Origin of the sequence: Muribaculum sp. (assembly GCF_029051885.1) — a bacterium.
Lineage (GTDB): Bacteria > Bacteroidota > Bacteroidia > Bacteroidales > Muribaculaceae > Muribaculum.
This window is the reverse complement of sequence record NZ_JAIDKI010000035.1, coordinates 1-12,339: the sequence shown is the minus strand read 5'-3', so window position 1 is coordinate 12,339 and position 12,339 is coordinate 1. Positions and strand designations below refer to the sequence as shown.

Sequence of the window (12,339 nt, the reverse complement as noted above, 5' to 3'; positions counted from 1 at the left end):
TCCCTCATCACAAGCGAAAATCTGCTCGACGATTGACCGCCCTGACGGTAACATTTATTATTAAACAAGCTCTAAAATAATTTTGACCAGTTACTTACCTTATTTCTTGTTTATCGGTGATGCGGTAGTGCTTGAATCCGGTGCAAGATGGGTGTGTATAGACGATGGCAGAGATGTGTAGTTGTTGCCGAACAGCCGCCTGAGATACAGGTCGGGTGAGTGCGGGGCTCCGAATGTGTGTCCCTCAAATGATATTCTACCAGGAGGAATGCATTCGCCGGCGATGCGTGGAGCGGAAAAATAGCTTGGGATAAGATGGCGGTACATGTGTCGGGCTCCAATGGCTGACAGCAGTCGGAGCGCGGGGTATGCGATATGTTTGAGCGCAAAGCGCATTGGAGTCATGCAGAGACGTAGCCCCGGACGGGCAACCCTCATCTTCAGTTCGGTGCCAATAAGTTTTGAACCGAGGCGATGGAGGCGGCGTGATGCCGACGGAGCAAGCGGGAATATGTCGATATATGCTCCGTGGAATGCCTGTAGTGAGTCGAGTCCGTCGGCTTCCGCGATATGTGTGCGTGTGTCGCGCAGTTTGGCGAAAGGGAACAGGAATTCGGAATCGGTGTCGGATGTCTGAAGGGCGTATCCGGCAGCCGGCGCCTCATCGGCAATGGCTTTTATCAGCCGCATGTAGTCGGGGAGCATCAGCTCGATATCGACATCATCGTCCCAGGGTATGAATCCGCCGTGTCGCACAGCTCCCAGCAGTGTGCCTGAACTGAGCCAGTACGGTATTTCATGGCGCAGGCACAGGCTGTCGAGCCATATGAGCATGTCGAGCATCACGAGCTGATGGCGACGCAGGTCGGAGCCGTCGGGATTGTAGGCGGCACGTAGCGCCTTCTGTGTAGCCTCATCAATCATTATTGGTCTTATTTGTGCGCAAATTTAGTCAATTCCCGCGTCAGATGCGTAACTTTGCATCCATGAAATTGTCTCATGGTATAATTGCAGCAGTGTTGGCGGCTGTATGCGGAACGTCGGCCATAATGGCTTGTACGAGCGCTATAATAGGCTCGGGATGCAGTGTCTCCGGACGGATGTTGCTGTGGAAGCATCGCGACACGGGTACGGAGCATAGCTTTGTGGCGCGTGTTGAGCCTGCGGGCGGCCTTAAGTATGTGGCGCTATTCAATGGCGGTGACTCACTTTTGCAGGAGGCATGGGTAGGTGTCAACGAGGCAGGATTTGCCGTAATGAACACCGCCAGCTATAATCTGGCGCCGGATACGGCACGTGTGCGCGACCGCGAAGGTATAGTAATGGCACAGGCGCTGGGCGCGTGCAGAAGTGTGGCCGATTTTGACAGCTTGTTGCGCTCGTTACCCCGGCCTATGGGTGTACAGGCTAATTTCGGTGTGGCCGATGGCATGGGCAACGGAGCGTATTTCGAGACCTGGGACACCGGATTCCGAAGGATAGACCTCGCGGATGCCGATACCATGCTCGTGCGTACCAACTACAGCCATAGCGGAGAGAAGGATGGCGGATTCGGGTATATACGCGAGTGTTCGGCCGTCTCGCTTCTTGAGCCTATGACATTGTCGCGCAGTGTGACGCCCCGGGCTATTTTTGATTCGGTGTCATGCAGTTTCTATCATTCGCTGCTGGGCTATGATCCGGTGGCTGTCGATACAGGTGCGGTATGGCTTATAGACCAGGACTTCATCCCGCGCTATTCGACAGGGGCGAGCATTGTGGTTGAGTTGCCTGCGCCCGGGGAGAATCCAGGAGGTGCTGTAATGTGGACGGCGCTGGGTTATCCTCCGTGTGCCGAGCTTATGCGTGTTTCAGTCGACTCGATTCCTGCCGGGCTGTCGGCCGAAGGGGAGTTGTATCGCTCGCCGGTGTGCGACCGTGCGGTCGAGGCCAAGCACCGAATTTTCCCTATAGCGCGAGGTTCGGGAAAGCATTATATATATCTTCCGGAGCTGCGGCGTGTGCTCGATAAGAAGAAAAAAGGCGAATAAGTAAAATAAAATAATTTCTGCAATATTATTAAACAAGCTCTTAATGTAATGAAACCGGCAATTATAACAGTAATTCTACTGATTGTCTCCAATGTGTTTATGACCCTTGCCTGGTACGGGCATCTTAAGCTCCAGTCAAGCGGAGTGTCAAGCAACTGGCCTCTGTATGTGGTGATACTGATAAGCTGGGGTATAGCTCTTGTAGAATATATATTCATGATTCCTGCCAACCGTATAGGATTCGACGGTAACGGCGGACCATATTCTCTGGTGCAGCTGAAGGTCATGCAGGAGTGCATAACTCTGGTGGTATTCACAGTGTTCACGATGATAGCTTTCAGGGGCACCCACTTCGGATGGAATCACATACTGGCGTTCATTCTGCTGGTAGCCGCAGTGTATCTGGTGTTTATGGACAGTAAGTAAGCGCATGCGTAATCCGGCGGATGCAGAATTTGTGACCGCCGGGTGAGGTATGGAAACAGAATAGGGATGCCGCACGGCATCCCTATCTTTATGCCTGAAAAAAGTGAATCACAGGCAATCCAAATATCCATAAACAGATAGAAAAGATAAAGGAGTATATCTTATTTTAGATACCATCAGGCATCGCCAACTGAGCATGCCTGAATTACAGTATGCAAAGTTATAGTAAAAATATCAAATGGGGGATATAATTAAAGAAAAATTTCGTTAATCGACCTGATTTTCTTCAATAGCAAGGACTTTCACTCCGATAGAGCGGTTTTTAATTTTCGGAGTGCCCTTGTAATATACTTTACCGGAACTGGCTCCGCTTACAGTAAGTTCGGCTGTTGGTGCACACTGTATATAGCCGGTGCCGAGCATGGAGCATTTCACGTCGACTGCGGTCACTTCCTCGGCCTGTATTGAGCCGGTGCCGATGAGGCTATATTTGGCTTTGGCGGCACTTCCCGAGATTGCCATCACGCCATTTCCGGTTTCGAGCGATGCGTCAAGATAGTTTGTGTCGATATTGCGTATCGAAATCTGACCGTTGCCGATAAGACGCGCGCGGAACGATGGAGTCGGTTCGATGGTGGCTACCCTTACGAGCGAATCGCCGGAGTTTTCTACCTTTGTGAGGAATCGAGAGTAGACGGTGACGAGTGGGAGGCCGATATGGTTTACTCCGTCGGTCGAAAGTTGTATTTCGAGAGTCTGCTTGTTGTTGGAGAACATTAGCAGTGACGCCATCTCTGGTGTTGTGGTGAATCTGGCAAATCCGGCGGAATCGGCACTTGCCCGATATTCAACGGTCACACCTTCCACTACTTTCAGGGCAGTGAAGTCGTTGACCGCAATTTCGTATTTTCTGACTGAATTATCAATCGGTTCGGCGGCAATAAGCGAGGATGCGGCTATGGCTGTAGCCATGCATGCGAGTAAAAACTTTCTCATAAGTGTCAAGATATATTTAGAGCTTGTTTAATAATAAATGTTACCGTCAGGGCGAATGACCGACTGGAGGTAATTTGTTTCATATCGTTGATATATTTTTCGCATTTTTTCAAAAGTAAGCAAGAGATTGAGTGATTATAAAGTTACTTTTAGTCTCGTATATCTTGGCCGCTTTTCGCCCTGTTCCTCAGTCATGTACATAAAGTACACTCCTTCGTCACATATCGAAAATCGTCTCAAGCTATACGACCCTGGCGGCAACATTTATTATTAAACAAGCTCTTACAGGCAGGATTACATCATGCCGCCCATACCACCCATGCCGCCGGCAGGCATAGCAGGAGCGGGATTCTCCTCCTTCTTGTCGGCAATCACACACTCGGTGGTGAGGAACATGCCGGCAATTGAAGCTGCATTCTCGAGGGCAACACGTGTCACCTTAGCGGGGTCGATTACACCGGCAGCGAGCAGATTCTCATACTCGCCTGTGCGGGCGTTGTAACCGAAGTCGGCGTTGCCGTCCTTTACCTTCTGTATCACAACAGCGCCTTCCACACCGGCATTGGCTACAATCTGACGGAGGGGCTCTTCAATGGCACGACGGATGATGGCGATACCGGTCTCTTCGTCGTCGTTGTCACCCTTAAGGCCGTCGAGAGACGAGATGGCACGGATATAGGCCACACCGCCGCCGGGCACGATACCTTCGGCGATAGCTGCGCGTGTAGCGCTCAATGCGTCGTCGACACGGTCTTTCTTCTCCTTCATCTCAACCTCAGAGGGTGCGCCGATATGAAGCACAGCCACACCGCCTGCGAGTTTGGCAAGACGCTCGTGGAGTTTCTCCTTGTCGTAGTCGCTTGTGGTAGTCTGAATCTGAGCCTTGATCTGGGCTACACGCGATGCGATAGCCTCCTTAGAGCCTGAACCGTTGACAATAGTAGTGTTCTCCTTGTTGACAGTAACGGTCTCGGCCTGGCCGAGCATATCGAGAGTAACCTTGGCAAGCTCCATGCCCTTCTCCTGGCTTACAACGGTACCGCCGGTGAGCACAGCGATATCCTCGAGCATCTCCTTACGACGGTCGCCGAATCCGGGAGCCTTGACAGCGCATACCTTGAGAGAACCGCGCAGACGGTTTACAACGAGGGTTGCGAGAGCCTCCTGGTCCACATCCTCGGCGATGATAAGGAGAGGACGGCCTGTCTGAGCCTCAGCCTCGAGCACGGGAAGGAGTTCCTTGAGGTTGGAAATCTTCTTGTCATAGATAAGGATGAAGGGACGGTCCATGTCACACTCCATCTTCTCTGTGTTGGTAACGAAATAGGGAGAGATATAGCCGCGGTCAAACTGCATGCCCTCTACGATATCCACAGTAGTCTCGGTACCCTTGGCCTCGTCGACTGTGATTACACCCTCTTTCTTCACCTTGCGCATTGCCTCGGCGATGAGCTTGCCGATTTCGGCATCGTTGTTGGCCGATACTCGGGCTACATCCTCAATCTTCTTGAGGTCGTCGCCTACTTCTTCGCTCTGGCCCTTGATGCTTTCCACTACAGCGGCTACGGCCTTGTCGATTCCGCGCTTGAGGTCCATGGGGTTGGCACCTGCGGTGACATTCTTAAGACCTACGTTGATGATAGCCTGTGCGAGCACGGTAGCGGTGGTGGTACCGTCGCCGGCATCGTCGCCTGTCTTGGATGCCACTTCCTTGACAAGCTGTGCGCCCATGTTCTGGAACGGATCCTCGAGTTCTACCTCGCGGGCCACGCTCACACCGTCCTTGGTGATATGGGGTGCGCCAAACTTCTTGTCGATAATTACGTTGCGGCCTTTAGGACCGAGAGTTACCTTAACGGCATCGGCAAGAGCGTCGACACCCTTCTTGAGCTCTTCGCGAGCCTTGATATTGAATTTTATATCTTTTGCCATGATAGCTTGTTTTTTTAAGATGAATATATTATTCGGCGATTACAGCGAGTACGTCGCTCTGGCGCATGATGATGTATTTCTCACCGTCAAGTTCGATTTCTGTGCCGGAATACTTGCCGTAGAGCACCTCATCGTTGGCCTTAAGTACCATCTCCTCATCCTTGGTGCCGTTGCCGGCGGCGATTACTGTGCCACGGAGGGGTTTCTCTTTAGCTGAATCGGGGATGATGATTCCCGAAAGTGTACGTTCTTCGGCAGGTGTAGGCTTGATAAGCACTCTGTCTGCAAGTGGTTTGACATTCATATCAGTAATAAGTTTTTAGTTTAGTTAATTCTTTCGTCTATTGGTTATGATCATGTGTGTGAGCGAAGGAGCACTGCCTGCCTCCGCCACCACAATAAACAACAACATATATCGTGCCAATGTTGATTCATGACAGAAATATGCGACATTTTGGCAGTATGCGCCGACCCGCGACACGGCCTGTCATGCCATTGTCGCGGGTCGGTATGTTATAATCCGACAGTTTTCGGCCTGATTACTGAGCCGGTGCTGTCTCTACTTCAGGAGCGATAAGTTTATAGCCCTTGCCATGGATATTTATAATCTCGATGGCGGGATCGTCCTTAAGATGCTTGCGCAGCTTGGTGATGTAGACATCCATCGAACGGGCATTGAAATAATTATCGTCAATCCAGATGGTCTTGAGGGCAAAATTACGCTCAAGGATTTCGTTGACATGGGCACAGAGCAGGCTGAGCAGTTCCGACTCCTTGGTAGTGAGCTTAGTCACCTTGTCGTCAATCATGAGCACCTGCTTCTGGGTATCGAATGTGAACCGTCCGATCTTGTACATCGTGATTTCCTTGCCCTTCTTGCCCTTCACACGGCGCAGAATGGCTTCGATACGGAATACCAGCTCCTCCATAGAGAAGGGCTTGGTTATGTAGTCGTCGGCTCCGATTTTAAATCCCTCGAGAATATCTTCCTTAAGCGATTTTGCAGTCAGGAAGATGATAGGGATTTCAGAATTGACGGTACGGATCTCCTGTGCAAGCGCAAATCCGTCCTTCTTAGGCATCATCACATCAAGCACGGCAAGATCATATTTGCCCTTGAGAAATGCCTTATATCCGGCTTCTCCGTCGGGATAGAGGTCGGCGTTGAAGCCCTTTGCCTGCAGATATTCCCGCAGCAACATGCCAAGATTCTCATCGTCTTCGCATAAGAGGATACGCAAACGTTCTTCCATAGTTATTGTCAGTTAGTAAGTGGTAATATAATTATAAATGTTGTTCCTTGTCCGAATTCGCTCTCTACACGGATTTCGCCATGCAGTTCGCCTATCATCTTGTGCACATAGGCAAGGCCGAGACCGAACCCCTTCACATCGTGACGGTTGCCGGTGGGCACACGATAGAATTTCTCGAATATCTTCTTCAGCTCGTCGCGACGTATGCCTATACCGTTGTCACTGACCCGGATTTCAAGGCGTTCGGGACTGATGTCGGCAGTGCTGACACGCAGAGTGAGTGGCACATCCTCGCGACGGTACTTCACGGCATTGTCAAGCAGATTGAATATGACATTTGTAAAATGCATCTCGTCTACCTCGACGATGGCATCGTCAGCGGCAAGGTCGCTCTCGATATGGCCGCCACAACTCTCGACTTTGAGCTTGAATGTGCTCACTATATTGGAAATAGTCTTGTTGGCGTCAATCTCCTGAAGGCGGAGAGTGGCTTTCTGGCGGTCGAACATCGACATCTGAAGCACCTTCTCTACCTGAAAGCGCAGTCGCTTTGTCTCATCGTTGATTACCGTGGAGATATGTTGCATCATGGTCGGCGATTTGCGCACACTGTCATCGTTGAGCATCTGCGCCGCAAGCGATATAGATGATATAGGAGTCTTGAACTCATGGGTCATGTTGTTGATGAAGTCGTTTTTCATCTCCGTAAGACGCTTCTGCCTGAACGCTATGATGATGGTATACAGAAATACCACAAGCAGGATAAAGGTGAACACAAACGACGGTATCATGAACTTCACCGACGACATGATATAATCCTTCTTGGTCGGGAAATATACCTTAATATAATATACCTTATTGGCGGGATCGTTGGGGAACAGCGTCTGGACAAACATATTGTTGCGTCCGGCATCACTGCTGTTGAACCCTGCGGTATGGTATATGGACCGTCCGGCACGATTGACAACAGCAAACTCAAAGGGTAGATTGAGTCCGTTGTTTTCAAACTCTCCGGCGAGGTAACGCGCCACAGTAGCCGAATCGGCACGCTCGACGATAGGCCGGTTGCTCGACTGGCTGAGAATATTCAGTATCACCTCGTTTAGCAGACCTTTCTGATACAGATACTGCCCCTTTATCGTCTCCTGGAGCGACCGGTAGCGTCCGGATGCGGTAGGCGATATGGACGACCGTCCGCGCAGGTCGCCATGGATGGTAAGGTCGCCGTGCAGACCGTCGGGAGTGGTAAACGAATACTTCATGCTGCCCGACGAGGAGTTTTTCGAACCGGTATCAAGCGACCCGTACACGCTCTGCTCTATTGCGGCGGCATCCTCTTCAAGGAAATGCCTTGTCTCATCCTGCTCAAGAGTGGAGGTCACAGCATACAGGGAACGGCGTACACCTTCGGCAAACTGGTCGTCGCGCATACGGATCATGTTTTTCATATACATAATCTGAATGTACAGCAACCCGCAGAAGGTCAGTGCCATTATAATTGTAAGAATCCAGATAGTTTTCTTCTTCATTTTAAATAATATATACGCCTGTTGGGAGTCATTTATATTATATAATGTTAACAATTTATATGCTCAAATGTTTGCACCACGGAGAAGCGCCCCGACATACTCTGCAAACAAGCATCTCATATTTAACACATGAATGCAAAATTAACATTTACATTTAACATTTGCAACGATATGTATGTCTTACTTTGTGCCAAAATTCTTATAAATCGCCCGACATCAGCTTAAATAACGTTAAATCTAAAAATAAACACGGCTACATCACTCAAAGTTGACATAGCCGTGTAAAATCAGCGATAGTGTGATAGCTTACTAATTTATATCATATTCTATGGTAATCCTACGCGACAGAGGTGTGGCAGCGACCGACACCACATGACAGCCTACATTGTTGTCAAACGATGGTTTCACACTCTTCCCGTTGACCTTCACCCGGGCACCGGCCTGAAGGGACGGAAGCTGAAGGCGATAGGCACGGCGCTTCACAAGCCCCGGATAGCTCCCCTCGACCGGCTCAACGGTTACAGTAGCGCGTCCACCCGACTGGGTATAGCGCAAAGGAGTTGTGGCGTAGACACCCTTCTGATAGTCAAGCGAAATACCGTCGTCCTCATACAGCGTAAACGTATTGTCGACATCAGCAGCTGCGGGATACACGCGCATGACAAGCGTGTCAAGAGGAGCCGACGCCGGGCGCGGAGTGTAAGGCTGCATCGGAAGCACCCATCCGCCGCGCACATAGAGCGGGAACTCATCCAGAGGCTTGGAGATGTCGGCGGTATGTCCGCCCTGCTTCATCTCATGTGTGAAATAATCGTACCACACCTCTCCGGCCGGAAACCATACACGCTGCGATGCGGTAAGGTCGGCGCCTGTGCCCGGAGTAGATATGGGAGCGGCAAGCAGGATATCACCGAATGTAAACTGCTGTGGCTGGCTGAACGATTCCTTCTGGTCGCCATAGTCGATAAACATCGACCGGTTGAGCGGTACCATAGTATTGTGTGTCTGCCATACACTCGAATATATATACGGCATCATCTCCGAACGCATATGGTACATGCGACGCATGGCCTTTGTCTCCTTCTCGCCGGAAATCCACGGACGGCGGTCAAGACGCTTGTCCTTGGTGGAATGCACACGCAGAGCAGCCGACAGGGCGCCAAACTGGGTCCAGCGCACGCTTAACTCAGGATTCGGGTCGCCTCGGAAACCGCCGATATCATGTGCCCAGTAATAGCAGCCGCCCTGGCCGCTGCATGCAGTGAGCTTGACCTCAAACGCAAGCATCTCCCAATTGGCCTGGGCATCACCGGAGAACTGGATGGGATGCCTGTGGTCGCCCCACCCTGCCCAGCGGCTGTAGCCCGCGCCACGACGGTTGCCATGCTGCGAGTCGCGGTAGTAAAGCTCGTTGATCCATGAGAGAGAGGTCGAATGATGACCGCGCACGTGGGGATACAGATAATTCTGCTGCCAGTCGAGCCACCAGAAATCCACCCCCATATCCTCGCTCGGACGATGGGCATACTTGAAGAAATTCTCCATATATCTGCGGTCGGAGAGATCAAACAGCGGCACCTCACCCTCCTTGGCACCCATAGCAGCGGCAAACTCCGCATAATTGTGTTCGTGAGGACGGATACCGTCGTGGGGATGGTCGTTGAGCGACACAGTCACGCCACGTGCATGCACAGAGTCGATAAGGGCCTTGGGGTCCGGTATAAGCTCACGGTTCCAGGTATATCCGTTCCAGTTGAGATGCCCGTTGTGCCCGGTGCCGAGCGTGGCGTCGTTAGTATGCCAGCCCATATCAAACACTATGTTGTCGAGCGGAAAATCGTTCTCGTCATACCCACGTATAATATCGAGAAACTCATCGGAGGTATAGTCCCAGTAGCGGCAATACCACACGCCATGGATATACTTGCGGGTCATCGGCACACGCCCGCTTATCGCACCGAGCGACGCGAGAGCGCTCCGGTAGTCGTTGCCGTAGATAAAGCAGTACTGGTCCTGTATGTGTGTATTGGTGTCGCGCGGCTTGATCCATCCGTCAGATGTAAGAAGGTCGCTGCGCTCGTCGTCAATCATATACCATCCGTCGCGGCTGAGAAGGCCGTCATCCATAGGTATCTCACGTGTCACCCTGTCGAGGGTCTCTACCGTACCGCCGAGATTGTTCTTAGGCAGAAAACGGTTGGTAAACTTCTTGCGCTTGCCGTTGAGGTCGTAATACACCATCAGATTGGATGTCGAAAACGGGAAACCGTCGTCATGGTAATTGATAGTAAGCGCCGAGGTGACAATCTCATAACGGTCATCGCCGAGCTCAGTCACCTTAATGCTGTCCATCGGCAGCATACTTTTACGGTCGTAGGCAAACAGCGTAGGCTCATCGATAAACTTGCCGTCCTTGGCAAACTCAAGACGCAGCAGTGTAGGAGTAATCACCGAAAGGCGCGCGTTGCCAAACACCATCGGGTTTTCCTTCGGCACGGCAGCAACCGCCGGCAGCGACATCCCTAACACGGATGCCCCCAGTAGCAATGTGTACAATCTCATTATGGCATTAATTGTTGGGTTAATAGCAAATGCAAATATACGAAAAAGAATCTGTACTCTCCAGAGCACGCAAAAATCCGCTCGCCTACTGACCGACCCCGGCGTTAACAAATATTGAAAACCAATAGAAAAAACAAGGGTGTACCGACATGACAGCCGGTACACCCTCAATGATATTGTTCTTCAGAAATTACTTGTTGACCTGGAAACGGTTGATGCCGTCGCGGAGGTAGGCTACCGTCTGGTTGGCGGCAGCGATACCGGCGTTGATGTTGGCCTCGGCGGTCTGCGCACCCATCTTCTTGGGGGTGAAGAATACGCGGTCGCCGAATTTTTCCTTGAGCACATCGGCATTGTCAGGCTTGATATCAGCCATATACTTGATGTCGGTGCGGGCTTCAAGTGCCTTTTCAAGACCGGCCTCGTCGATTACCTCCTTGCGGGCGGTGTTGATGAGGATGCCGCCTTTGGGCATTTTGGTGATAAGCTCGTAGCCGATGCTGCCCTTTGTCTCGGGAGTGGCGGGAATGTGGATTGACACTACTTCGTTGCCGGAGTACAATGTGTCGGTATCATGCAGAGGTGTAACACCCTCTGCCTCCATGGCGCCATCGGGGCAATAGGGGTCGAAAGCGCTTACTTCCATGCCGAATCCCTTGGCCACACGGGCTACATTGCGTCCTACCTGGCCGTAGGCCTGGATGCCGAGGCGCTTGCCCTTGAGCTCAATGCCTGAAGTGCCGTTGTAGGAATTGCGTGCTGCCATTACAGCCATACCGAATACGAGCTCGGCCACTGCGTTGGAGTTCTGGCCGGGTGTATTCTCAACTACCACGTTGTGGGCGGTGGCGGCGGCGAGGTCTACGTTGTCGTAGCCGGCTCCGGCGCGCACTACTATCTTGAGGTTCTTTGCAGCGTCGAGGACTTCTGCGTCGACCTTGTCGGAACGGATAATCAGGCCGTCGGCGTTGGCTACTGCGGCGAGCAGTTCGGCGCGGTCGGTGTATTTTTCAAGAAGCTCGAGCTCGTAGCCGGCTTCTTCGATGACACGGCGTATACCGTCGACGGCTACTGCCGCAAACGGTTTTTCTGTTGCTACCAATACTTTCATTTCCGTATCGATTAATGGTATGTATCAGTGTTTCTTTTCAAACTCGTTCATTGCATCCACGAGCACCTTTACGCTCTCGATGGGGAGAGCATTGTAGAGCGATGCACGGAAGCCGCCTACCGAGCGGTGGCCCTTGATACCTACGATGCCTTTTGTAGAGGCGAAGTCGATGAATTCTTTTTCAAGCTCTACATATTCGGGCTTCATTACGAAGCATACGTTCATGATTGAACGGTCCTCAGGCTCAACTGTGCCTACAAACATCTTGCTTGAGTCGATGGCGCTGTAGAGCAGCTCGGCCTTGGCAAGGTCGCGGCGCTCCATCTCTTTCACACCGCCGAGTTCCTTGTAGTACTTGAGTGTCTGGAGAGCTGAATAGATGGGGAGCACCGGAGGTGTGTTGAACATAGAGCCCTTCTTGATGTGGGTGCGGTAGTCGAGCATGGTGGGGATAGCGCGGTCTACATTGCCGAGAGCCGAATCCTTGACGATAACGATTG

At 51.5% G+C, this 12,339-nt stretch carries 11 protein-coding genes; 2 read left to right on the top strand and 9 right to left on the bottom strand.

Features of this window, described 5'->3' with window-relative positions; genetic code table 11:
- Positions 1 to 99 precede the first annotated feature (99 nt).
- On the bottom strand, positions 100 to 924 hold the full coding sequence (locus K2I50_RS01565) for a LicD family protein (protein WP_301024496.1): 825 nt from the start codon (positions 922 to 924) through the stop codon (positions 100 to 102).
- 62 nt (positions 925 to 986) lie between these two features.
- Here K2I50_RS01565 and K2I50_RS01560 point away from each other — a divergent pair, with 62 nt between their 5' ends.
- Both K2I50_RS01560 and K2I50_RS01555 read left to right on the top strand, forming a co-directional pair.
- Positions 987 to 2,030 (top strand): C45 family peptidase, encoded by a 1,044-nt coding sequence (locus K2I50_RS01560; protein ID WP_301024495.1) that lies wholly within the window; start codon positions 987 to 989, stop codon positions 2,028 to 2,030.
- A 48-nt stretch (positions 2,031 to 2,078) separates the two neighbouring features.
- On the top strand, positions 2,079 to 2,456 hold the full coding sequence (locus K2I50_RS01555; protein ID WP_301024494.1) for a DMT family protein: 378 nt from the start codon (positions 2,079 to 2,081) through the stop codon (positions 2,454 to 2,456).
- A 267-nt stretch (positions 2,457 to 2,723) separates the two neighbouring features.
- Here the strand turns inward: K2I50_RS01555 and K2I50_RS01550 are convergent, their stop codons facing one another.
- The 8 genes from K2I50_RS01550 to K2I50_RS01515 form a co-directional block, all read right to left on the bottom strand.
- The gene (locus tag K2I50_RS01550) at positions 2,724 to 3,452 is read right to left on the bottom strand and encodes a GIN domain-containing protein (protein WP_301024493.1); all 729 of its coding nucleotides are present in this window, start codon (positions 3,450 to 3,452) and stop codon (positions 2,724 to 2,726) included.
- Positions 3,453 to 3,746: 294 nt separating this feature from the next.
- Entirely contained in the window at positions 3,747 to 5,384 is a 1,638-nt protein-coding gene (groL, locus tag K2I50_RS01545) for a chaperonin GroEL (RefSeq protein WP_301024492.1), read from the bottom strand.
- 28 nt (positions 5,385 to 5,412) lie between these two features.
- A complete protein-coding gene (locus tag K2I50_RS01540) occupies positions 5,413 to 5,688 on the bottom strand; it encodes a co-chaperone GroES (protein ID WP_123611504.1) in 276 nt (91 codons plus the stop codon).
- A 235-nt stretch (positions 5,689 to 5,923) separates the two neighbouring features.
- Positions 5,924 to 6,637, bottom strand: coding sequence for a response regulator transcription factor RprY (rprY, locus tag K2I50_RS01535; RefSeq protein WP_068960897.1), 714 nt, complete (start codon positions 6,635 to 6,637; stop codon positions 5,924 to 5,926).
- An 8-nt stretch (positions 6,638 to 6,645) separates the two neighbouring features.
- Entirely contained in the window at positions 6,646 to 8,166 is a 1,521-nt protein-coding gene (locus K2I50_RS01530; RefSeq protein WP_301024491.1) for a sensor histidine kinase, read from the bottom strand.
- A gap of 309 nt (positions 8,167 to 8,475) precedes the next feature.
- Positions 8,476 to 10,728, bottom strand: coding sequence for a glycoside hydrolase family 31 protein (locus tag K2I50_RS01525; protein ID WP_301024490.1), 2,253 nt, complete (start codon positions 10,726 to 10,728; stop codon positions 8,476 to 8,478).
- A gap of 190 nt (positions 10,729 to 10,918) precedes the next feature.
- Entirely contained in the window at positions 10,919 to 11,839 is a 921-nt protein-coding gene (locus tag K2I50_RS01520; RefSeq protein WP_301024489.1) for an NAD(P)-dependent oxidoreductase, read from the bottom strand.
- A gap of 24 nt (positions 11,840 to 11,863) precedes the next feature.
- The coding region (locus K2I50_RS01515; RefSeq protein ID WP_301024488.1) for an aminotransferase class V-fold PLP-dependent enzyme at positions 11,864 to 12,339 on the bottom strand (476 nt) is incomplete at its 5' end.